21 protein-coding genes are annotated in these 23,682 nt (G+C 42.9%); 11 read left to right on the top strand and 10 right to left on the bottom strand.

The genetic code is table 11. From position 1 onward, the window contains the following. Nucleotides 1-90: 90 nt before the first annotated feature. Complete coding sequence (locus GGD38_RS13525) at nucleotides 91-513, bottom strand: hypothetical protein (protein WP_375300304.1); 423 nt, start codon at nucleotides 511-513, stop codon at nucleotides 91-93. A 688-nt stretch (nucleotides 514-1,201) separates the two neighbouring features. Then, a complete protein-coding gene (locus tag GGD38_RS13520; RefSeq protein ID WP_375300305.1) occupies nucleotides 1,202-3,277 on the bottom strand; it encodes a prolyl oligopeptidase family serine peptidase in 2,076 nt (691 codons plus the stop codon). A gap of 148 nt (nucleotides 3,278-3,425) precedes the next feature. Between GGD38_RS13520 and GGD38_RS13515 the strand changes: the two genes are divergently transcribed. After that, the gene (locus GGD38_RS13515) at nucleotides 3,426-4,232 is read left to right on the top strand and encodes a mechanosensitive ion channel family protein (protein WP_375300306.1); all 807 of its coding nucleotides are present in this window, start codon (nucleotides 3,426-3,428) and stop codon (nucleotides 4,230-4,232) included. Here GGD38_RS13515 and GGD38_RS13510 read toward each other — a convergent pair. From GGD38_RS13510 to GGD38_RS13500, 3 genes are all read right to left on the bottom strand, one after another. Beyond that, a complete protein-coding gene (locus GGD38_RS13510; protein ID WP_375300307.1) occupies nucleotides 4,222-5,082 on the bottom strand; it encodes a glucose 1-dehydrogenase in 861 nt (286 codons plus the stop codon). The two genes, GGD38_RS13515 and GGD38_RS13510, sit on opposite strands and share 11 nt — an antisense overlap. 24 nt (nucleotides 5,083-5,106) lie before the next feature. After that, nucleotides 5,107-6,633 (bottom strand): FAD-dependent oxidoreductase, encoded by a 1,527-nt coding sequence (locus tag GGD38_RS13505; RefSeq protein ID WP_375300308.1) that lies wholly within the window; start codon nucleotides 6,631-6,633, stop codon nucleotides 5,107-5,109. Nucleotides 6,634-6,737: 104 nt separating this feature from the next. Continuing rightward, nucleotides 6,738-7,937, bottom strand: coding sequence for an NAD(P)/FAD-dependent oxidoreductase (locus GGD38_RS13500; RefSeq protein WP_375300309.1), 1,200 nt, complete (start codon nucleotides 7,935-7,937; stop codon nucleotides 6,738-6,740). A 217-nt stretch (nucleotides 7,938-8,154) separates the two neighbouring features. Here GGD38_RS13500 and GGD38_RS13495 point away from each other — a divergent pair, with 217 nt between their 5' ends. Next, complete coding sequence (locus GGD38_RS13495; RefSeq protein ID WP_375300310.1) at nucleotides 8,155-11,169, top strand: ATP-binding protein; 3,015 nt, start codon at nucleotides 8,155-8,157, stop codon at nucleotides 11,167-11,169. Here the strand turns inward: GGD38_RS13495 and GGD38_RS13490 are convergent. Both GGD38_RS13490 and GGD38_RS13485 read right to left on the bottom strand, forming a co-directional pair. Continuing rightward, a complete protein-coding gene (locus GGD38_RS13490; RefSeq protein WP_375300311.1) occupies nucleotides 11,166-11,996 on the bottom strand; it encodes a ThuA domain-containing protein in 831 nt (276 codons plus the stop codon). The two genes, GGD38_RS13495 and GGD38_RS13490, sit on opposite strands and share 4 nt — an antisense overlap. 215 nt (nucleotides 11,997-12,211) lie before the next feature. Then, entirely contained in the window at nucleotides 12,212-12,973 is a 762-nt protein-coding gene (locus GGD38_RS13485) for a hypothetical protein (protein ID WP_375300312.1), read from the bottom strand. Nucleotides 12,974-13,344: 371 nt separating this feature from the next. Here GGD38_RS13485 and GGD38_RS13480 point away from each other — a divergent pair, with 371 nt between their 5' ends. The 3 genes from GGD38_RS13480 to GGD38_RS13470 all read left to right on the top strand — a co-directional run bounded on the left by GGD38_RS13480 (nucleotide 13,345) and on the right by GGD38_RS13470 (nucleotide 15,336). Next, a complete protein-coding gene (locus tag GGD38_RS13480) occupies nucleotides 13,345-14,607 on the top strand; it encodes a DEAD/DEAH box helicase (protein WP_375300313.1) in 1,263 nt (420 codons plus the stop codon). Nucleotides 14,608-14,632: 25 nt separating this feature from the next. Then, on the top strand, nucleotides 14,633-14,884 hold the full coding sequence (locus tag GGD38_RS13475) for a short-chain dehydrogenase (protein ID WP_375300314.1): 252 nt from the start codon (nucleotides 14,633-14,635) through the stop codon (nucleotides 14,882-14,884). A 107-nt stretch (nucleotides 14,885-14,991) separates the two neighbouring features. Next, nucleotides 14,992-15,336, top strand: coding sequence for an RNA recognition motif domain-containing protein (locus tag GGD38_RS13470; protein ID WP_375300315.1), 345 nt, complete (start codon nucleotides 14,992-14,994; stop codon nucleotides 15,334-15,336). Between the two features lie 79 nt (nucleotides 15,337-15,415). On the opposite strand, the gene GGD38_RS13465 is transcribed toward GGD38_RS13470, so the two are convergent. Further along, entirely contained in the window at nucleotides 15,416-16,198 is a 783-nt protein-coding gene (locus GGD38_RS13465; RefSeq protein WP_375300316.1) for a S1/P1 nuclease, read from the bottom strand. An 86-nt stretch (nucleotides 16,199-16,284) separates the two neighbouring features. On the opposite strand from GGD38_RS13465, the gene GGD38_RS13460 reads away from it, so the two are divergent. The 5 genes from GGD38_RS13460 to GGD38_RS13440 all read left to right on the top strand — a co-directional run bounded on the left by GGD38_RS13460 (nucleotide 16,285) and on the right by GGD38_RS13440 (nucleotide 19,971). Next, a complete protein-coding gene (locus GGD38_RS13460) occupies nucleotides 16,285-16,815 on the top strand; it encodes a GNAT family N-acetyltransferase (protein ID WP_375300317.1) in 531 nt (176 codons plus the stop codon). Beyond that, entirely contained in the window at nucleotides 16,815-17,753 is a 939-nt protein-coding gene (locus GGD38_RS13455; RefSeq protein WP_375300318.1) for a hypothetical protein, read from the top strand. Before GGD38_RS13460 ends, GGD38_RS13455 begins: the two co-directional genes overlap by 1 nt. A 1-nt stretch (nucleotide 17,754) precedes the next feature. Then, nucleotides 17,755-18,375 carry a hypothetical protein gene (locus GGD38_RS13450; protein WP_375300319.1) on the top strand — a complete coding sequence of 207 codons (621 nt, stop codon included), beginning with the start codon at nucleotides 17,755-17,757 and terminating at the stop codon, nucleotides 18,373-18,375. 302 nt (nucleotides 18,376-18,677) lie between these two features. Beyond that, entirely contained in the window at nucleotides 18,678-19,322 is a 645-nt protein-coding gene (locus GGD38_RS13445; RefSeq protein ID WP_375300320.1) for a hypothetical protein, read from the top strand. A gap of 241 nt (nucleotides 19,323-19,563) precedes the next feature. Beyond that, nucleotides 19,564-19,971, top strand: a complete 408-nt coding sequence (locus tag GGD38_RS13440) for a VOC family protein (protein ID WP_375300321.1) — start codon at nucleotides 19,564-19,566, stop codon at nucleotides 19,969-19,971. Between the two features lie 257 nt (nucleotides 19,972-20,228). Here GGD38_RS13440 and GGD38_RS13435 read toward each other — a convergent pair whose 3' ends face one another. Together GGD38_RS13435 and GGD38_RS13430 are read right to left on the bottom strand one after the other, a co-directional pair. Continuing rightward, the gene (locus GGD38_RS13435) at nucleotides 20,229-21,224 is read right to left on the bottom strand and encodes a T9SS type A sorting domain-containing protein (protein WP_375300322.1); all 996 of its coding nucleotides are present in this window, start codon (nucleotides 21,222-21,224) and stop codon (nucleotides 20,229-20,231) included. A 160-nt stretch (nucleotides 21,225-21,384) separates the two neighbouring features. Continuing rightward, nucleotides 21,385-22,029, bottom strand: coding sequence for an NAD(P)-dependent oxidoreductase (locus GGD38_RS13430; protein WP_375300323.1), 645 nt, complete (start codon nucleotides 22,027-22,029; stop codon nucleotides 21,385-21,387). A gap of 320 nt (nucleotides 22,030-22,349) precedes the next feature. Between GGD38_RS13430 and GGD38_RS13425 the strand changes: the two genes are divergently transcribed. Further along, nucleotides 22,350-23,567 carry a hypothetical protein gene (locus GGD38_RS13425; RefSeq protein WP_375300324.1) on the top strand — a complete coding sequence of 406 codons (1,218 nt, stop codon included), beginning with the start codon at nucleotides 22,350-22,352 and terminating at the stop codon, nucleotides 23,565-23,567. Nucleotides 23,568-23,682: the final 115 nt, after the last annotated feature.

Below are 23,682 nucleotides of genomic sequence, written 5' to 3'. Positions count from 1 at the left end.
ACGAAAATGTACCTGCATCCTGCACTCTGTTGGCTTCACATAAAATTTACTCTTACTCCATTGGACACCCTTTTATACCATTGATGCATACTAAACACTTTCCCACATGGTATTTTCGGTAGCTATTACCTGCATGGTTCCGTTAGAGGATAAAGTTACATTTTTTAATGTGTACAAGCCGGGTTTGCAGTTTCCTGGAACTGTTAGCCCATCAATAATTGCTTCAGCCGGTAAGCTGCCTCCGTCACCGGCATTCACCTTCTCAGTTATCTCAATTGATTGCATTGGACAGAAGTAAAGAACCATTTTACCGAAATTGCTTTCCAATCTAACCGGTGAAATGTTAGCAGTCACTGTTTCACCATGTGACAGCTTTTCTTCCTTCATTCTTTGTTGCAATACATGCGGCTGAGAGTAAGAAGTGATAACAACTGGTGTTGATCTTTCAGACTCTGCAGGTTTGCCCTTTGCACCAAAGAGATTGCTGAAAAGGGAGGTGTGTTCTTTTTTCATATCTCTTAAATTTTTAGTGACAAAAAAAACAATACAAAAGAGGTCATCGTCTTATACGAAGCGTATAAACTGGCTTAATAACTTATAGTTCCGATCTAAAACAGTAAATAGGATACAGTGTTGTACAATTCGTCTTTCTTCGGATTCGTTAGCGGTGTTAAAAAGGTTCGGTCACATACTATCGGCTCAATAGGGTGGAGCTAAAAAGAGGATAATATGATTCAATAATTCTACTTTGTTAGACAGCGAATACCTGTATTTTGCTGCATGTATCAGGTATGCTCAAGCAAGCAATGCTTTCAGTAAGAGGTTCCCAAAATGGTGGAGATAGAATTGTGTTTCGTCAATCGATCTGGTACCTGTGTGAAGTTCTGTGTAATGCTTCCCCCACTTTGCAAACACACTGTTTATGTTAATACTTCCAATGATAAAAGATCAAAAATTATGCCGGTCAAATATTATTTTTTTCATTAGAGAACGCTTCATGCCCAAAGTGATACAATGTATCCTTTCAACTAATAGCAATTGGAAGTTTTTTTAATCTGCTATCCTAATTTAATCATTTTTTCTGGTATAAAAATGCAAAGGCGCACATTAAAATTTCAGTTTAACACAAAGAAGAAGTTGAGATTTTGTTAATGCATCTTTGGCGTTTTTGTCTTTTCGCTTTTTAGCAAAAACACTTCGTTTATTCTGTAGGAATAGCTTCTTCTTTGTCGCCAAACACGTATTTGTTAAACCACTGCCAATTATGCCATATAGCTGCCAAACGTTCCTTGGGTTTGTTAATACCATGACCAAATCCTTTGTAAACGATCAGTCGCGATGGCACTTTTCTATCTTGCAGCCCGCGATATAATTCATAGGCGTTGGGAATGGGCACCCGTTTGTCGAATTCGCCATGTTGTATGAGTGTGGGAGTGGTGGCCTGGTTAATATTGGTCATGGGCGATGTTTTAAGATAGATATCCATATCGTTCCAGGGCGTGTTTTGCAAATATTGACGGGTGAACGGTGTTATATCGGTGTTCACATAGTATGTGACCCAGTTTGAAATACCGGCGCCTACCGAAATGGCTTTAAAAATATGGGTGTTGGTTGTTAAGAATGCTGAAATATAACCACCCTGGCTCCAGCCCATGGCGCCCATTTTCGAGGTATCGATCATTCCTTTGCTGTTTAAGTAATCGATACCGCTCACCACATCCCACATGTCGCCTACACCGAGGTTGCGCACATTGAGCGAGCGGAACTTTTCGCCATATCCGGCGCTGCCGCGGTAATTTACCCGTAACACCAGGGCACCTTTTTCAACCCATTGCATCAGGGGATATACATAAATAGCAGCAGGGTCGGGGAGATCGGTGCCTGTTGGGCCGCCATGTATTACAACCAGCAATGGATATTTTTTTTGCGCATTGTAATTGGCGGGCTTTAACAAAATACCTTCGATAACAGTGCTGTCTTTGCTTTTCCATTGTATAATTTCATTTACAGGCGTATTCCAGCCTGTTATTTGGCCGGTGCTATTGGTTACCTTTTTTAAGGGCTGTTTAAAACTGCCCATGTAAATTTCGCTTAGGCCGGTATGATTGCGGGCCGATAGGGCAATTTTATCGGTGTTGCGGCTAAAAGAAATGTTGTTGATCAAATCGTAGGGAAGAGTCACCAATTGGGTTTTGCCGGTCTTTATATCAACTGTATAGAGTTTGTTCCTGGTTTTTTCCTGCGCCGCAACAAACAAGCCATGTTGGTTCCAACCCATAACCGAACGGTATTCGTCGATATCAGTGGCTATTTCGCGGCTTGTTTTCGTAGCTATATCATATATGAATACGCGATTGTTTTTGTAATATTCTGAAATACTGTCATTAAGACTACTTTCATAGGTAAAAGACCTTCCATCGGGGCTCCACCGGTTGAGAAAATCCCCGGTTGGGTTCGATACCAGTGTTTCCATCTTTTTCGTATCTACCGTTAATAATGCAATGTCTGACGTAATACCCGACAAGATCAGTGGATTGGCTACCTTGTTTAAAAGAACCTGTTTTCCATCGGGGCTCCAGGCAAAATTGGATACGGTGAAATTGCCTTCTGTCAATCGTTTGGGTACCGGTAATGTAAAACAATCTTTTTTGCCGGTGGTTACTGAGTCTTTTTGGGTAGAGTCTTTTTTACTGTCGTAACAGGGAAGCTGACCGGCCAATACAATAGAGTCGTAATTGAAATTGAGTAACCATAAATGCCGGTGTTTGTATTCTTCGCCCTCAACGCCAAAAGCGCCATATCTGTCTTTTAACGTTTTATCCTGTTTGCTGTCCGGCTCGGTTTTCGAAAGAACGATCTGTGTGCCTGCCAAATTCCACTCGTATGCATTAATACCGTCTTCTTCTTTGGTGACAGGCAGGGCTTCGCCACCCGATACTGAAATAATAAACAGCTGGGTTTTATCGCCACGGTCGGCCAAAAAGCTTACAAAGCGGCTATCGGGTGTAAAACGGGCGGCAAAACTGCTTCCTTTAGCCGTACGCGTGAGTTGTACGGCGGCCTCTCCATCGCGGCTCATCCAAAGCTCGGCATCGTAGGCATTGTTTGCCCAGTCGGTAGTGTTTACTGTATATACCAACGTTCTGCCATCGGGCGATATCAACGGGCTTGATACCTGTTTCAGGCTTAACCATTTTTCAAATGATACCGTTGCGCCTTTTTGTGCCTGTACAGCAGTAGATGAAAGTAAAGCCAGCATGAAGAGGATGCGGTTCATACAAGTAATGTTTCTTTAAATGTACAAAGAAAGAAAAGCAGCTATTTAAAAAAGTGATAAGTGGGGTGGGGTTTCCCCATTACAGGGTAACCGTGCAGTTGGCACTGATTTACTAGCCGAAACAGTTATGCAACAAATGTTATCTGTTATGGAAAAGTGGTTTGTGTTAGTGCGTGATAAGTTGGCGAGGTGGTTAGAGGCTTTAATTAAAATGCTTCCCAACCTGGTTTTGGCTATCCTTATTTTTACCGTTTTCTTTTTTCTGGCAAAATTCCTGCGAAAAATTATTTATAACCTTTTACTCAGGATCTCGCATAAGCCTGCCATCAGCGGACTTTTTTCAAGTATATTCTTTATCCTTATTTTGTTTGTAGGGCTGTTTATAAGTCTGCAGTTGTTACATCTTGATAAAACCATCTCTTCATTGCTGGCCGGGGCCGGTATCATTGGCCTGGCATTGGGGTTTGCGTTCCAGGACCTGACGGCCAATTTTATCTCAGGCGTATTTATCATTTTCAAAAAGCCATTCGATGTAGGCAATATTATCAATACAAATGGCTTTACGGGAATAGTAGAAGATATACAGTTGCGGTCAACAACCATTCGCACATTCGACGGGCTGCATATAATGGTGCCTAATAAAGAGATCTTTCAAAAACCGATCACCAATTATTCGCTTAGTGGCAAACGCCGTATTGATGTGGCGCTTACGCTGCCGGCAAAATCGAACATTATAGATATTGAGGACCGTGTAAGAAAGGCGCTGGAGCCCATACCCGAAGTAAAGGACGATAAAGTTCAGGTACTGCTTACCGATTACAATGGCGATACCATAAAAATGGAAATACATTGTTATATCGATAACTCTATTGATAACGGGTATAACAATACCCGCGATAAAATTATAAGAAAGGTGCATGAAGCTATTATGCCGCCGCCCGAACCTAGCCATTGATGATAGAGCCACCGTTGGGATGAAGCACCTGTCCGGTCATATATGATGCATCTTTTGAGGCCAGGAACAAATAACTGGGCGCCACCTCAGCGGGTTCGCCAGCTCTTTGTAAAGGGGTATCTTCGCCATGGTGTTTATTGCTTTCTTTATCAAAACTGCTCATGGCAAGCGGTGTCCAAATAGGGCCGGGGGCCACCCCATTCACCCTTATCTCTTTATGGGCCAAACTGGCCGAAAGGCTTCGGGTAAATGCGACAATAGCGCCTTTGGTAGCGGAATAGTCGAGTAATTGCCCATGGCCCTGATAGGCGGTTACCGAGGTGGTATTAATGATCGAACTACCTTTAGGCATATGTGGTATTGCGCTCTGGGTTATCCATATCATGGCAAAAACATTCACCTGGAAGGTACGTATGAGGTCTTCGGTCTTTATATCTTCAATGCTTTCGGTATGGTGCTGAGTGCCGGCATTATTAACCAGTATGTCTATTCGGCCAAAATGCTGAATGGTTTGCTCAACCAGTTGCCGGCAAAATGCTTCTTCGCTTATATCACCCTGTATCAATAACGATTCACCGCCATATTTTTTGATCAATGCTTCCGCGTCCTTTGCATCCTCGTCGCCCTTGTAATAGTTAATGACTACTTTGGCGCCTTCTTTTGCAAACAAAATGGCTACCGCTTTTCCAATACCGCTACCACCCCCGGTGATAAGCGCAATTTTACCTTTTAACTTGCCACTGGGTTTATGGTTTACATCATCAACAACCGGCGTATGCTCCATTTGTTTTTCGCTGGTAACAGCAGGTTGTTGTTGTTCTTTTGTATCGGTGGTTTGGTTCGGTTTCATATTTACAGGTTAATAATTTAATAGTTATGGTTTTTGCAAATTGATCTTTTCAAGGTCCATGTCGGCCGGGCCCGTTAATACTTCGCCATTGGCATTATAGCGGGCGCCATGACAGGGGCAATCCCAGGTTTTTTCGGTAAGGTTCCAGCTTACTGTACATTTTAAATGGGGGCACCGGGGATTAATGGCATGCACCTGGCCTGCTTCATCTTTATATAAAGCGAGTGTATGGCCATCATGTTTAACTATTTTTCCCTCACCGGGTGCTATATCGGCCAACTCGTGGATCTTTTCTTTTGAAAAGAACCCGGTTATTAATTGTTTGGCTACATCAACATTTTCTTTTACAAAATTGGTGAAGCCGGCAATGGGTTTTATGCGGTTGGGATCGAACAGTTTTATATAGGGGCTTTCTATATTCAGTACAATACTGCTTAGCAATCGCGCTGCAACATGACTATAGGTAATGCCATTGCCGCCATAACCGGTTGCCACCAGTATTTTACCTGGTTTGCCCGGCATATGGCCAATATAAGGCAGCCCGTCGGCGGGTTCAAAGTATTGTGACGACCATCGGTTGGTGATCTCTTTTACATTGAAGAATTTGCGAATGTGGCTTTCGAGTTTTGCAAAAGGCGTATTGGTGTTTTCTTCATGAGCGGTTTTATGATCTTCACCACCGGCAATAAGATAGGGCGTACCATCTATCAACTGTGTTCGGTAATAATGGTAGGGATCGTACATATCGTAGGCAAGCCCTGCAGGATAGTTTTCGTCTGCAAGCCGTACTGCCATTGCATATGACCGGTAAGGCGCACACCGCAGATGCACCAGGTTTACACCGGGTGGTATATGCGTAGCATATATAAGCCATGATGTTTGAATATCGCCCTGGTTTGTTTTAATAACCAGTGGGTCGGCATTATCGGTTGCCGTTACACGACAATTCTCTATAATAGTACCGCCGGCTTCTTCAAATGCTTTGGCCAACGCCATTACATACCTGGTGGGATGGAATTTTGCCTGGTTCTTTATTTCAAGCGCTTTTTCAAATGGTATAGGCACCGGTATAGTACTGGTATACGCTGTGGCAACACCTGCTTCTACAGTTGCTTCGCGTATTGATTCCAGTTCCTTTGTTTGATCTTCGTCCTGTGAAAAGAGATAAGCAGTGGCTTCTTCATAATTACAATCTATCTGATACCGCTCGATGTTGGCTTTTACTGTATTCAGCGATTCCCGTACCGCCTGTGCCACCAGCGATGCACCTTCCTTTCCAAAATTACCGGCAATGGTATTGTAAGGCGTATCGAGCAAGGTATTAAGGTGGGCCGTGGTGCCACCAGTTGTACCAAAGCACAGGCTATGCGCTTCAAGTACTATACAGCGCAGGCCTGCCTGTTGTAATTGCAAAGCGGTGCTAATACCGGTAATGCCACCGCCGGCTATTACTACATCGTAATTTTTAGAGATATCTATTTGTGTTGTAGGAATATATGCTTGTGAAGTATTTTGCCAAAGGCTTTCGTTTGCCCCATCTCTTGCTATCATAATACTCATTTATATAAGTACTGCAAATTTCATCCTGCAATCAATGGATTATTGATGTAGAAAAAATAAGATATACAGGGAAAAAATTCCCCGCATGGTGAACATCAGCGATTGAAATTGAACAATCTGGCATCATCATCCTGCAAACCCAGGGCCATATTGGTGATCATTTGAGCTGCCAGCACACTGAACGTGATGCCATTACCGCCAAAGCCAAGTGCAAAATAGGTGTGGGGTTTACCAGGTAAATGGCCAATGTAAGGAAGTCCGTCTTTTGTGGAAGCAAAGGTGCCGGCCCATTTAAAATCGGTGCGGAAGTGAATATTAGGAAAAAGTTTTTTAAAAGCCTGTTCCAAAGCTTTTGCTTTAACGGGCAGGGCTTTATCGCGTTTACGCGGGTCAGAAAAATCGTCGTCCTTGCCGCCAATTACAATACGATTGTCGTCGGTGGTGCGCAGGTATAAATAGGGGCGGGCCGTTTCCCAAATCAAGGCATTGCGGTACCAATGATGGTCTGTAGTAGCGGGCTCGCTTACGATGGCATAGGTTGATTGCAGGGTTTGTATCTTTTTCGGTACGTATTGGGCCGATTCATAACCGCAGGCAATGACCAGCTTGCGGGCTTTTATCTTTTTGCCATCTTCGGTTTTCAGTTCAACGCCGTTTTTGTGCTCACTGAAATGTGTAATGGCAGTATGATCATAAACTTCTACCCCTAATGACCGGCACTTATGCAGTAATGCATGGGTTAAACTATATGCTTTTACTTCGGCCGCGTCGCGAGAGAGAATGCCTGCATCTTTTTCAAAACCAAACTTGTTCTTAATATCATTGTCATTGAGCCATTGTACGGCAATGCCATGTTGTTTCCGCAGTTCATATTCTTTTTTTAATAAGGCAACATCTTTTTTATAACTGGCGTATTGCAGGCTGGGCCGCCTGGTAAATGCGGCTTCCTTCCAGTTGCCACAAATTGCTTCAAGATCATCTATCGCTTTTAAACAAAGCAGGTAGCTTCTTACCGCATCGCGTTCACCGCGTTTGATTATAAGTTCGCTTAGCGGCGTATCTATTTCATATTGCAACAGGGCTGTGCTGGCGGCGGTGCTGCCCATGCCTACATGCCGTTTATCTACGATCACCGTTTTAAACCCGGCATGGCGCAGGTGCCAGGCGGCCAATGCTCCGCTAATGCCGGCGCCCATAATGGCCACATCGGTTTTAATATCGTTTAATAGTGAAGGATAGGTATACAGAATGCCTTTATCAAGTAACCAAAAGGGATAATCTGATCGTAGGTCCATTTTATTAATTATTATTGGATTTTATCCTTCGTTACCAATAAGAAATATGCCACAGCCCAATGGCATATGGTTTGAAACTGAATCAATGGTAAAACTGTGGGTTTGACTATTAAAACGCAGTTGGGTAACATATTGCCCAGTCTGTGGTGGAATATTATTTATTTTATTATAATTAACAATAATACTTGTAGCTGACAATAAACAAATTTTGAAGAACATGATCACCATATCAAACCCCTTGAATTTTTTATCGGGTGGCGGCGAAATGGGCGAACGCATTCGCAAATTCGACTGGACCACCACTCCGCTTGGTGATCCTGAAAGCTGGGACCATGGTTTAAGGACCTGTGTACGCATTATTCTTACTTCGGCCCAGCCTATGTTCGTTTGGTGGGGCCCTTCTCTCATCAGCATATACAATGACAGCTACGCGCAATTTCTGGGAATAAAGCACCCGTCTGCATTGGGTGCAAAAGCTGAAGATATCTGGAAAGAAATTTGGGAATTACTGGTGCCTAAAATAAAAAGCGTTGAGCGGAATGAAGGTACTTATGATGAATCGATGCTTTTTATTATGGAACGAAAGGGCTACCAGGAAGAAGTATATGTAAATTTTTGTTATTGCCCCGCACCCGGTGATGATGGAACAGTGAAAGGTGTTTTTTGCGTTTGTGCAGACAATACCGAACGAATAATAAATGAAAGGGCATTACAAACATTGCGCGACCTTGGGGCTGTTGTTTATGATGAAGATGCAAGCGAGGTAAATTATGGAGTTGTAACAGAAGCCCTCAGTAAGAATAACAAGGATTTTCCTTTCGCATACATTTATAAAATTGATGAAGCTGGCAAAAAAGCTGTTGTTGCGGCCTCAACCGGTACAGAAAACAAACAATATATTTTACCTGCTGAAATAGATCTGGCAAACCTAACGGCCATCACCGGTGATCTTTGCCATGCATACCACTCTAATAAAGTAGTTGTAACAGGAATAAAGAAGAGCCAGGACGATCTGCCAAAAGGAGCCTGGGATAAAGCAGCCACGAAATTTGTTTTTATACCAATATGTGCCACGGGCAGTAATACACCTTATGCTATTCTTTTTGCGGCGCTTAATCCATACCGGCAATTTGATGGCGCGTATCACCAGTTTTGTGAATTGATAGGTGAACGCATTTCTTTGGAGATAAATAAAATGCTGGCCTGGAAAGAAGAAAGAAAACGTGCAGAAGCGCTGGAACAAATAGATAAGGCAAAAACAGTTTTCTTTAGTAATATCAGCCACGAATTCAGAACGCCGCTTACGCTTATATTAAGCCCGCTGGAAGAAATGATAAACCAGCATAACGGCAGTTTACCTGTTGCTGATAAACAAAACCTCGAAACTGCGCACCGCAATGCGTTGAGATTATTAAAACTGGTAAATACGCTGCTCGATTTCAGCAGAATTGAATCGGGCCGGCAACATGCAAGTTATGTGCTTACTGATATAGTGGAGTTCACTAAAAAGCTGGCTTCCAACTTTAGATCGGTTATTGAAAAAGCCGGGTTGCAATTGGTGATACATGCCGATGCGTTTATACAACCGGTATATATCGACCGCTCAATGTGGGAGAAAATAGTGTTCAACTTATTATCGAACGCGTTTAAATATACGCTTAAAGGAAGTATTACTGTTGAGCTGGGTAACGCAGATGGATTTGCCGTATTAAAAGTTAAAGATACCGGCGTAGGGATACCGGCTGAGGAACTGCCCCGCATGTTCGAACGGTTTCACCGGGTGCAACAGGTATACGGAAGAACGCATGAAGGTACCGGTATTGGTCTATCGCTGATAAAAGAACTGGTGCAGTTGCATAGTGGCGAAATCAATGTAGAAAGTGAACTGCATGTGGGAAGTATTTTTACAGTAAAGATCCCATTAGGTAAGGAACACCTGCCAGCGCAACAGGTATCTGTTCAAACTGATGAGGAAGAAAGCCTTACTTCCAGTATGTATGTTGAAGAAGCTGGCACATTACTGGTTAAGGACAATAATGCTGACATGCATGTAAACGGCACTGAGCAAAACCTGCCATTGGTGCTGGTTGCCGATGACAATGGCGATATGCGCGAGCATATTCAGACCATATTATCAAACTGCTTTAATGTAATTACAGCCGTTAACGGGCAGGATGCTTTACAAAAAGTGTTCGAGCTAAAGCCGGCACTTGTATTGAGCGACATTATGATGCCGGTGATGGATGGTATTGAGCTTTTAAAAGAAATAAAAGAGAACAAGGCCACAGTTCATATACCGGTGATCCTGCTTACCGCCCGTGCGGGGGAAGAATCCCGGATCGTAGGCTGGGAAACCGGCGCTGATGATTATCTCACCAAACCCTTTTCGTCAAAAGAATTGATTGCACGGATCTCTTCACAAATAAAGACGCATCAAATAAGGACCGATGCGTTGGTAGATGTAGCCGAGCAAAAAAAATATGCAAAGCAACTGGAAGATATGAACCGCGAACTGGAAAAAATGAATGAAGAGCTTACTTCATTTGCTTATGTAAGCAGCCACGATTTGCAGGAGCCTTTGCGTAAGATCCAAATGTTTAGTAAACGCATTCTCGAAAAGGAGTTTAATTCCCTGAGCGATGAGGGAAAAGGTTTCTTTCAGCGTATGGACAATGCCGCCAACAGAATGCAGCTGTTGATAAATGATTTGCTTACTTACTCCCGTACCAATACATCTCAAAAGCATTTTGAAAAAGCAAACCTTGGTAACCTGGTAATGGATGTAAAACAGGAGTTGTATGAAAGAATTACTTCCACAGGTGCGGTAATAGCCTGTGAAACGCTTCCTGAATTAGCAGTTATTCCGTTTCAGATCAAACAACTGTTCACTAATCTTATTGCAAACTCCATAAAATTTGCCCGGCCAGGTGTAAAGCCCTACATTCAGGTTGGCAGTAGCCAGGTAGACGGCAGTGCGCTCGATTTTGTAAACGTTAACAAAGACAAGAAGTACTGGCATATTACCGTTACCGATAATGGCGCCGGTTTTGATCCCAGGTACAATGAACAAATATTCGGACTGTTCCAACGCCTGCATGGCCGAAGAGATTATGAAGGCACGGGTATTGGGTTAGCCATTGCCAAAAAAGTGGTGGAAAACCATAATGGTTTTATTACTGCCGAAGGCCGTGAGAACGAAGGCGCCACCATACATATTTACCTGCCTGTTTAACGGCGGCTGCCGGTAAGCCAAAACAATCCATCGATGATCAATGTGCCTTGCTCTTTATTGTTGAAGGTGAAGGATAATTCTTTATTGGTTTTGTTTTCGTAGTCAATATCATTATGCCCCATGTTCAGGTAAAGCATTTTGTACTTTTTGTTCGTCCACACAACGGGGTAATAACCACTATGCCATATCTCATGCTGTTTGGGGCCTGTTCCCAGCGGAAAACTGGTTGAGTCAATAGATAACAGGATCTCTATATCGGAGTTTTGCCGCAGGTCTTTCTCCCATTTATACCATTCGTTGGGCGCCGATTTAAATGTTACCGGTAAGTGACGGGTAACAGGGTGCTTTTTGTGTTCTATCCGTAATACGGCAGACGTTGGCCGCCAGGTATTGCTTACATATTGTCCCGAGCCAAGGAATTCATTATGGTACCAGTCCCAGTTTTGCGGATAGGTTGAAGGTGTTAAAGCAAATGCGGAAAAATGAAAACCCATCCATGCGCCGCCATTGCGCATATAGGTTTCAAAGGCGGTGCGTTGTGCCGCATCGTTGGGCCGGGTATCTAAAAACACCACCACCTGGTATTTTGAAAGGTTGCCGGTATTTAACAAGCTCCAGTCATTGGTTGAATCGTATTGAAAATGGTATTGTGCAGCCTGCTGTACAAACCACCGGTTGGCTTCATGTACAAAGCTGATGTGGGCCTGGTCGTGTTTGGCAGTATAAAAAGCCAGTACCCTGAATTTTGCTTTTTGCTGGCCGGCTGCATGGGAAATTATAAAAGCGTTAAGGAATAATACTATGATGAGGTAACGGGTAAATGGCATGCTCGAAGTTAACAGAAAAACCATGCATAAAAAGAGGGTAACGTACCATGATGTGGTTTTGTAGTGGTGGAAAAGATTGAAGTCGGAGGTCAGAAGTCAGAGGTCGGAAGTCAGAAGTTGGAGGTCGGAAGTAAGAAGTAGGAAGTATAACGAGCCTGAAATTTGGAGATCAAGAGCAATTGCGAACCTCGAAATTAAACATCTTCTTACAATCTTCAATATCCCGTTACCAACAAGTTCCTTGCTGCTTTCTCGCTACATCGCTGATACTTTGCGTATGCTTTGGCGGCCTTGCTGCGAACGCTTTCTGCCGGTTCATTTTGAATGTACCCTGTTAATGCATCATGCAGAGTATAGGCTTCGGGACACATTAAACCGGTTGTCCATACAAGCGGATTGCTGCGGGTAGCCGCCAGGTGTGGGGTAAAGAATTTTTTGCTTTTGCATGCTAGTATAATGGCGTCGCGTTTAAGGCTGTCGGTATTTCGATAACTTTCCTGCAGCGTGAAGTCCATCAGTCCATCGTGACCAATATACGCAATAAGTTTACCATTGCCATTGAGGCCAATAGTCACTCCGTTTATATGCAGGGTATCTTTTAGCTGGCCGCTGCAGCTTTTTAAAAAATCAATTGTGCATTGTTTTATATACTGGCCGTCATAAGCGTCGGCCACCAGGTAGTACTTTTTTGTTCTATGTTTAAAGACCAGTCGTTCCAGCCTGATATTATCCAGCTTTTGACGTTTTACAAGTGTCCATTCTTTACTGTTTTTAAAATAGGTGCGAATGCCGGCGCTGCAGCCCCAGTATAAATTGCTGTTGGGGTCCTGACCATTACCAATAGCGGCCGGAACGGGTACAATACCCTGGTATTTATTATCGCATAGTGCTACAAATACATGAACTGTTCTTATTGCTGAATCATATGTGGTTATGGGAGTAAACCGGCTGTTTGCAACTGGTTTTGATTGTGGCATGGTTTTGCGTGACTGGGAGCGCGATTCGCAACCAATAAACGGCAGGCACAACACGATAAAAAGGATCAGGCGGTTCAAAGCAGGCGACTTTAAGTGTAGTAATTATTATAGGATACTAGGACGGGCAAAATCCATAAAACGGGATTTAATAAAGTTGATAATTATTTGTAACTTGCTTATAATGAAATAATTAAAACTGTGACTAAATCAGATTTCGTTAGGAGTTTTTTTATACGTACTTTTGCACAACTTATTTCCTCCTGCACCTATCTTGATTTTCTCGCTGTTCAACATTTGTGAAGGTAAGATCGTAAGCCTGGTATGTGTCACAGAAGGCAACTTACCATCATTGTTAATTAAAATTTCAAAAATTGTCATTCGAAAAGTTAAAAGTTATTGAGCCCATCTTAAAAGCGCTTAAGAACGAAGGATATTCAAATCCTACCCCTATTCAGGAGCAATCTATACCTATTATTCTTCAACATAAAGACCTGTTTGGCTGTGCCCAAACTGGTACTGGTAAAACCGCTGCTTTTGCTATCCCTGTTTTACAGTTGTTGCATGAGCAAAGACAATCTGAAAAGCAACACAATAATGCCATTAAAGCGTTGGTTTTAACGCCAACACGTGAACTGGCCATTCAAATTCAGGAAAGCTTTGAAACCTACGGTAAATTTACCGGTTTAAGGCAAACCGTTATATTCGGCGGTGTATCGCAATGGTCACAAGTGAACGCATTAAGAAGAGGTGTTGATATTTTGATAGCCACCCCAGGTCGTTTAATGGACCTCATGAATCAGAATATTGTAAGACTTAACGATATAAAGTTACTGGTGCTTGATGAAGCCGATCGTATGTTGGATATGGGTTTTGTGAACGATGTTAAAAAGATCATCGCCAAAACACCCAACCAAAGGCAAACCCTGTTCTTTTCTGCAACCATGGCGCCGGCCATTCGTAAGCTGGCAGATGGCTTATTGAAAAACCCGGTAAAAGTAGAGGTTACCCCGGTTGCCACTACTGCCGAAACCATTAAGCAAGCCGTATGTTTTGTTGAAAAGAAAAGCAAACCCGGTTTATTGTTGCATCTGTTAACCAATACACCCATTTCAATGGCATTGGTGTTTACCCGCACAAAACATGGGGCCGACAGAGTAGCTAGGGATTTAAACCGGTCGGGCATTAGAGCCGAAGCCATACATGGTAATAAAAGCCAGCAGGCAAGGCAAAGATCGTTAGACCAGTTCAGGAACAAACAAATAAAAGTGCTGGTTGCTACCGATATTGCAGCCAGAGGTATTGATATAGATGAGTTAACGCATGTTATCAACTATGAATTACCCAATGTGCCCGAAACCTATGTTCACCGTATAGGCCGAACAGGGCGTGCTGGCGCACTAGGTACTGCGCTTTCCTTCTGCGATCAGGAAGAAAGAGCTTATCTGAAGGATATTCAAAAAACGATAAACATTCAAATACCGGTAGAGAATGACCATCCATTTAAGGAGGTTACTGCCAATAATGGTGCACGTAAGCCAATGACACCATTTGAAGCGGCCAAAACAGGGAACCGCTTTACGCCAAGGAACAACAACAAACGTAGACCCAGTTACAATAAAAGGGTGGTGCAATAAAAATTTTATATGTAAATGTTTAACTATGACAAACGTTCAAATTGAGAAATTCCTGACGCAGGACCAACTTGATAATACACCTGTAAAGGTTAGTTTTAAGGACAGGAAGCCGATTGTAGGCATATTTATAACATCTGCCGATTATGGTGAATTAAAGGCAAAGAATTTTTGGCGCATTGTTAGTGAGTTGAATATTGAGAGTTACCGGAAATCGAAAGACATGAGCCTTGCCAGAATGTTCAACGGTTCAGAATTTACCAGATTATCTACCCCATAATGGGGCTTGGGTAACAATTTAATTGGCATACTCTTTTTAAAGGGTTATCTTTATTAACGACAATTGATTTTTGCATTATAAGGTTTTAACATTTTAATTTTACAGTAATGAATTTGTATGTCTCAAACTTAGGGTTTCATGTTAATGATGACGACCTAATAAATTTATTTTCGCCTTATGGTACAGTTACCTCGGCCAAAGTAATTACAGACAGAGAAACTGGCAGATCACGCGGTTTTGCCTTTGTTGAAATGGCTTCTGAAGAAGAAGGAAAAAAAGCTATCCAGGGCCTGGAAGGAAAAGACGTTGAAGGCAGAAACATCTCTGTTTCTGTTGCAAGACCCAAAACCGACCGTGGTAACAGCTTCGGCGGCGGCGGTGGCGGTGGCTATCGCGGCGGCGGCGGCGGTCGCGGTGGTAACAACAACCGCGGTGGCGGTAACAGATGGTAGTTTGAATAGAATAAAACAGATTTACCATAGTAAAAGGAGTTCCAACGGTAACGTCGGAACTCCTTTTCGTTTTATAAGATCATGCGTAGATCGCATTAAGAATATTGGCAAGTAAACATCCGCCCCGGGTCAACAGCTCTTTTAATTCGGGCGAAAAATTGTAATAGTACCCGTATGCGTTCCTGCCGTCATAAGGGTAATTGTATACCCTGCGGCTTAGTAAATAAGACCTTTTAAAGGCGCTTCTCACATCTGTACTTTCTGACCTCAATTGTTTATAATTGCCCGCATCGGAAAGATAGGTGGCATACTCGGTATAGCTTAGTTGCTCCATGTTTACCATATAAGTATCCCATAACATATGCAGGTTAATGGAGTCGTTAAACCATTTTATCCTGATGCGGTTACCGCCGAGGTCTGCCTCTTTACCTAAATGCAATGGCTGATGCAGGTCGCCTATTAGGTGCACCAGGAACCGCAACGCCAATGTATCTTTTTTGTTCTTTTTAAGCGTGCTAGTCAAGCTGTCTATAGCGAATAAAAGGTTATTCTTTGTTGACAGCGCCCTGCTATATTCCAAGTTCAGCTCATCTGTAGTCAGGTCTTTATCGATATTATAAAAGTGCCACCGTGTGGTATAGTTATAGGCCGGGTTACTTCTTATTTCATCGGGCCAGTTGGCATAATTCACCAGGCCATTTCTACCAAGCAGTTTTTCAATTTCGGTACGTGCTTTGGGCGTCAGGTTCATTGACGCAATTTGCGCAACAATGCGATGGCCGGTCTTGTCATAGGCTTTTACGGGTTGGCATACCAGTGAACAGAAAATGCCCAGAAAAAATAGTGCGTTTGCGTATTTCATTATAGCTGTTTTAATAATGTTTTCGACTCATTGATTTTGTATATTTTTTACACCAGGAGGATGGCTGATATTGGCTAAAATTGCATATGGAACAACAGGTAGAAATTACTGGCCGGCATGGCATCGCTTTGAGGTCTTTGACGCCGGCCGATGCAGCGGCCCTTGCTGCTATTGCCAACGATGCTTCTATTGTGGCGTTTTTGCGGGATGTTTTCCCGCACCCGTATACGCTTGCTCATGCGCAGGAATTCATACAAATTACGTTAAAAGATACGCATTTACAAAGTTGGGGTATTTTTGAAAATAATATCCTGACGGGCGTTATTAGTTTAACCCTTCAAAATGATATTTACCGGCATTCTGCCGAAATAGGATTTTGGCTGGGCACGGCCTTTCGCCAGCGCGGTATTATGACCGAAGCCATAGCGCTTACCTGCCAGTATGCATTTAGCCAGCTGCCGGTAGTTCGAATATTCGCACATGTATTTGCCCATAACCAGGCATCTCAAAAAGCCTTGCTGAAAAATGGTTTTATAATAGAAGGCATACGAAAAAAAGGGGCTGTCAAGAATAAGGTATTCATAGATGATATATTAATGGCAAAAATAAAAAGCTGATGGCGGAAAAGATCGGAAACAAAATAGCACAACGTGCAGGTAATGCGCAGTTGATCGATCAGTTAGCGGCATTGTCGGGCGCTGATTGTAATTCACTGTTGCTTGAAGTGTTTGAGCGCCGGGCAAAGCAATTAACGGCACCAGAACTGTTAAAGCAATATGAGCAGAACCGCTTTGTACAACCGGCCGAAACCGATTGTATACACCTGTTACAGCAATCGCTGGCAACACTTACCTGTTTGCAGGGGCATGGGTTTGTTCCTTTGCAATTATCGCCGCTTAGCCAGCTGGGCGCCAGTTCGGTAGTGGCAACGGTAAGCCAGCATAAAGTGGTTTCGGCCCTGCGCAACTGTGAGGTGTTATCAGATGCTACCAATGCACTGGCGCTGTATATCAGTAGCCAGAAAAAGAAACAAAAGAGCCAGCCTTCAACTGAACATATCAGGTACTGCACCGTGCAACGGCATGTACGGGCGCAGGAGTTCATTATAAAAGGCTTCTCGCCGCATTTTACCATCGGTTGTATGGTTTCGTCGGGTGTAGATACAGGTAATTTTCAATTTGAAAAAGAGGCGCTGGGCGATCATTTTAAAGCGATTGGCGATCTGTTGACAAATGTATTCAACACCGGTAAAGTGCGCTTCAGATTGCAACAGCGGGAGGGGTATGCCGCCCATTTTATTCCTGCCGTTTTAAATCATCTTCATAACAGCTTCCCCAACCTTGAAGTAACAGAAGACGATAACCCCGGAAAGAATAATTATTACAAGGGTCTTCAGTTCAAGGCTGATATAACAGTGAAGCAGGGCCATTTTGAAATTGCCGATGGAGGCTTTGTAGACTGGACCCAGCAACTGCTCAACAATAAAAAAGAGCGGTTCTTTATTGCGGGGTTCGGACTTGAACTACTGAATAAAATGGAAGAAGGTTTGTTGTAATATGAGCAAAGTTGTATTTGAAAATGATTGCACTTCCTTTTTGCGTATTGCCTGGCCACAACCAGCGCTGGCAAAACTCATTGCCTATTATTTTGAAGTTGACGCCACCTGCTCATCTGCCCCTGTAAGTATAACTGGTTTACCTGCCGTTAACACACTAATAGCTATCGATCTTATGGCTGGTAAAGACATCCGGCTACTGGGACATCTTACCCAATGTATTACTGGTTCCTATTCGCCCGGCAGTAAACGATTCTATGCCAAACTACACCCCGGCGGTTTTACGCAGCTGTTCCCTTTTTCACCCCAAAGTATTCAGGATAACCAGGTGCCCCTCGATAGGGATTTTCACCGGTTTTCAGTTGCTCAGTTTGTGACACTGCCTTCATTCCGGCAAAGGGTCGGTTATTTTGAAGCATACCTGATAAAACAATTTTATCCATTTACTGCAGGGTACAGGCAACAGTATGTTGACCTGTTCATACATGTTTTTTCGAATGCACAATACTGTCAGCCTGAAGGCCTTCAGGCATTATGCAGCAAACATCATATAACCTATGCTTCGTTGCGGCGGTATTTTATTGAACAAACAGGTGTTTCGCCAAGTATTGTCAAAAGGTAATCAGGTTTAAAGGGGCCTTACAGGCTTACCGAACTTTTGGTTACGACTTCAACTACGCCGATCATGGTTATACCGATTTCTCTCATTTTTGTAAAGATGCCCGCAGTTTAACGGGTAAGGCGCCACTGGAAATATAAGTGCTGGTTTTACCTGCCCTTTATGAATTGTTGCGTATGTTTATTCATGCGCCACCTTTGTTTCCCCCTGCTAAAAAATATTTCTTGCCCTGTACTATAGACGGACTAATTACGTTTTTACAGAATGTTAAACGCGAGTAACCGAGTAAAATACCCAAATCCCCTATGACAGGCAATGCTACGATAGACCTTCCTTACAGCGATGAATCGGCCAATATAATTTATAACCTGGTTTTTTGCGACAATGCTGGTTTGTTTCAGGAGCTTACTGAAAAACCATATACTTATCCGTTCGATATTTTATTAGCGCCTGCCATTGCGGAATCGGACCTGCAAAAGATTGCCGGCGGAGAAGGGATCGATCCGCGGGTGAAATTACTTGCCTGTAACAGATTACTTGCTGCGGGTATATTACCACAGAAAAAAGAATTGATGGCGGTTATTGTTGAAGTGCATCTGGAAGAAGGGTTGGATGTGCTGGCCTCGTTTGTTGATGGAACAGCACGTTATATAAACCATAGTGCTAAAATGGTAATTTGGGAAACAACGGATGATGAACAGGCTATTGACCTCACTAACAAACTTTTTGAACATAGTTTAAAGATAGTCAACCGCATTGGGCCCTGGGATAAACCAAGGGAACCACACCCGGTAAAAGGGAATACCAGGGTTACCTTCCTGGTGTCTGACGGTTTGTATTTTGGCGAAGCAAGATCAAATATATTATTTAGTGATCCTATGGCCGGTCCGGCATTAAATGTGGCAACCAAGCTCATGAACCATATTACCAGTAAGGCTGGCAAACAGTAAGTTTTTCTACCCTGATAGTTTTCATAAATGGTTAAGGCTTGATTAATCAAATAGCAATGGCCCCCGATGAGTCGGGGGCCCTATTTGTTGTTGCTTTCTCTATTTAAACGTCCCTATTTATTTTCGATTGATAGCTGTGCAAACATAAGTGTCTTACAGGCTGTAAGAACTCCTTTGTATGTGAATGACTACCTTTTGTATGTGAACAACCAGTACATTTGTTTTAAACAGATCTATTACCATGTACCAACGCATTGCTCACATTGCACTTGTAGTTAAAGACTATGATGAAGCTATTCAGTTTTATACCGAAAAGCTTGGCTTTACATTGCTGGAAGATACCTGGCAATCGGAAGTAAAAAGATGGGTATTGGTGGCGCCGCCCGGCGCTAAAGAATGTTGCCTGTTACTGGCTAAAGCCGCCAATGATCAACAACTGGCCAGTGTAGGAAATCAAACCGGCGGCCGGGTGTTTCTTTTCCTGTTCACCGATGATTTCTGGCGCGATTATAATAAACTACTTGAAAAGGAAGTGCATTTCGTTCGCCCGCCTAAAGAAGAAGAGTATGGCATCGTAGCTGTTTTTGCAGACCTATATGGCAACCAGTGGGACCTGGTTCAATCCAACAATATAAAGGGGAATTTGTAAAACAACAACAGTGAGTCCAGGGAAACTCACTGTTGCGTATTCTTGGTTTTTCTATAGGTGTCAAAGCAATGAGATATGTTCACATTGTTTGAACAATGTTTTTCTGTTGTGTTGCCCCGATTGAGCAATTATATCATCAAAAGGCCGGAGTAAATGAATTTCCTAAGGAGTTTTATTGACGGATGTCATAAGTTAATACCTTTATACGGACCAGGTATCTACAGATAATATATTACGATCAAAAAAAATGCCATCGCCTATTGCTTTATCAGCTTTTGCTGGCGGGTGGTATTATTTTGTGTAATGATGGCGATGTAATTGCCTGTGGGAATATTGCCCCAATTGTGGATAGTGAATTTATTGTTGCCTGCGTCTACAGTAAGCGACTGCTGTTTTACAATAAAACCTGCGTAGTTAACCAGTCGCACATGCGCAATACCCGATGTTTGTGCGTTGTAGTTTAGTCTTACTGTATTGTTGAAGATGGTTGGGTAAACTTTAAAGGTGGGCGTATTAGTGATACTGTTATTGTTCCCTGCAGGCGTTGTAACAGGCATGTCGAGCACGCTGTTGGGGTAAATGAATTTTTGAAAATAAATGCTTCTCAATCTGTCCTGCGATTGGCCCGATGGATTATTAGCTCCCACGCGAAGAACAACAGCGCTTACATTGGCATTTACTACCGAGAACATAACCTGTCTGGCACTGGTGTCAATTCCGTTATAGGTGATGCCGGCTGTATTGATACCTTGCACCAGGTTGGTGGAAAGATAATTTAATTGGAGGGCGTTGCCGAGCAAATTGTAATCAACATATCCACTGCTTGAAAGGAATATTTCATCAAACTCGTATACTTTATTTAATTCGCCATCTACATCTATTGGTGTTATGGGTACTTCTGCCTGCAGGGCTGGTGTTGTAGTGCCGGCAGTAACAAATGTAATAGTGAATTCAACATATCCGTTTGAGTGGGCCGGGATGGAGATCTCTGGTTGAAGCGCTTCATCGAAACCTGAAGAAGTGCCATCTAATTTGGTGAGGGTTATGCCGCCGGTAATGGCTGTAATACTTACAAGGGCATCTGTATTGGTGCGAACATTGGGAAAACGGTATAGAGCGCCCACTTTACGATCGGTGCCGGAGATCTTTGTGCTGTTGCGAAATACATATCGCACCTGTGCACTGGCAGTGAATGCTGTCATACATAGCAGCACAAAAACAAACACTATTATATGGGTACCGGTCGTTCTCATGGTCAGCCTCTACATTTCATAATTCAGATTAAGTATACGGTAAATTTAACGCGTCTGGCAAAGAGTAGGGCGGCTGTGTGTAGTGAAAAATGTTGTTTTATTGGTTAATACTTAGTTTGTATAGATAGGTGTGCCCTGGCAGAGGGCACACCTGTAAATATTAACCATTAGCAATGAACGGGCTCTTTCGCAACCAGCTTTCTGCGGAAAGCTGTTCTATAAGAAAGTGCGCCAGGCTGGTAGCGCTGATGGCCGTGCCGGGGCAATCTGTTTCATTAACCAGTATGGGCCGCAGTTCATCGGTTTGCTCAATTAATGGCAAACGCACCAACGTCCAGTTAATATTACTGTTTACCAACAGTTCATATTCCTGTTGTTTATTGGCTGTTGATACCGGGTAGGTGTTTTTCATCCACTCGGTTGCCATAGTAGTTTGTGCGCCTTTACGATCAAAGGGCGTATCTACATTTAAACCGGTGGTGACAATATACCTGCTTATGCCGCAGGCTTTCATGGCTTTTATAATATGCCTGGTTGACTGGCTGAAAATAGTGGGCTCGCTGGCCGGTATGCCCAGCCCCAGCGTACTTATCACGGCCGTACATTCTTCAATAAGGGTATGCACCGCATATTCATCGGTGACATTGCCTTTGATCACTTCAACTTGTTTATGATGTAATGCAAACTTATCAGGATTGCGTAAGAGAAGTTTAAATGAAAATCCCTGTGCTATTAATTGTTTAATGAGGTATTGACCCGATTTGCCGGTACCGCCTATTATGGCGATTGGGTATTGTGTGTGCATATGATCTCTTTATAAAATTTCATAATAGAATAAAATGCCGTGCTCAGTGATGATGAAGCCCGGAGACACAAAAGCCCTGAAAGCTTTGCCTGTGAAGTAACTGGTATTTTATAAAGAGATTTTAATACTGCAAATGTAATTACCTGATTGAAATTTGCAAGCCATCAAGTGTCAAAGTTTTTGTTATCAAATGCTTTATAAAGTATGAAAGTCTGAAGTAAAACAATATTTTGTGTGGCATTATGCTAAGCGAGAATATAAAGTCCTTTAAGCGCCTGTATGCATTCGAACCAGGGCAACTGGATGTAAATTGAATAAAGATGAAAAGAAATAAATTGTCTGAGCATACATTTCCTATGAAGACCTTTTTACAGGTACAGCAGGAAATGTCGGAAGAAATAAGGAGATTAAATAGAGACAAGGCGGCATGGCAACTTGTAAGAAATGCAGTTCCCGAAAAAGATCACTTTGAGCTTGACGAAGAATTCAGGGCTGTTTTTCAAAGCATCGGACATATAATGTTGAGTAATGGTCCCAAAGAGCTGGCACCAATAAAGCGATCGCTGAAAACGCTTATTGATCAGGGGGCATCGGCCGCTACACTTGATCCCTATGAGTTAGGCCCTTACAACATTGCCATGTTGATTGATAATATCAGCTTTGTTACCGATGACACGGCGCTTGATGATGTTGCCGAAATAATACGCATGACTGTTGTGGCGGGGGCAAACCTGGCAACCAATAAAACATATGCTGGTAATGGTGGTGCTGTTAGCAGTGACTGGTTATGCCGTTACCTGGGAATGGGATTAACTGTCGATTGGAGGCTTAAATACCGGCAACAATATGAATGTTGTTATAGAATATTTCCCTGGATAGTGAGTACACCGGTTGAACGGAGTAACCCGCTTAACGATTTTCTAATATGCTTAAAGGTAAGCGACGAAGTAACCGATCTGCAGGAAAAAGTAATGTTGGCTATGATCGGTTTTGGATTTTCACCTTACCTGAAAGATGAAGAGTGGCAGTACGATCGCTTTTTCGCCCATTTGTGGGATCTTGGTGAGCGATGGAGCACCCTGTTGTACCCCTATGAGGAAGAGGCGTTGAAACCTTATATTAATGCATTCGTACCAAATATAACTGCCGAATTAGCCGGTAAGATCATCAATTCGTTTACGAGTGATAATAAGAGCAGGAAATTTTTCAGGAATTACTTTTCGCTGCGGCCGCATTGGTTGTTGCAGCGCATTGTTGGGTCAACGCCCGAATTGATCTTCAACCTGGTTAAACGAAATGAGCAGGAGATGCTGGTGCCATTCCTTAAGAATTACAAACAGACGCTGATAGCATTAAGGGATGAAAAAGGAAACTCTTTACTGCACCAGGCTGCTATGAGCAGGGGGCCTATGGAGAACACCATTCAATTATTACGCAATGCCGGCTGCTCACTGCAGGCAGTTAACGGTGATGGACTAACGCCAAGGGAGCTTGCCGAAAAGTACAGGCAAACAGGATTGATAAAGTGGTTGAATTAAGGTTTTTTGACAGGTGTAGCATCCTTCAAAAGTGTGGCACACCTCTTGTGTATTTCAGCCGTTTTATACTATTTAAGCGCTATTTCCGTTTAAGGCGCTGATATAATCTCAACCC

This window comes from Niastella sp. OAS944, from assembly GCA_024809215.1.
In the GTDB taxonomy this organism is placed as follows: Bacteria; Bacteroidota; Bacteroidia; order Chitinophagales; family Chitinophagaceae; genus Niastella.
The sequence above is the reverse complement of the archived record's forward strand: the minus strand, read 5'-3'. Positions and strand labels throughout refer to the sequence as shown.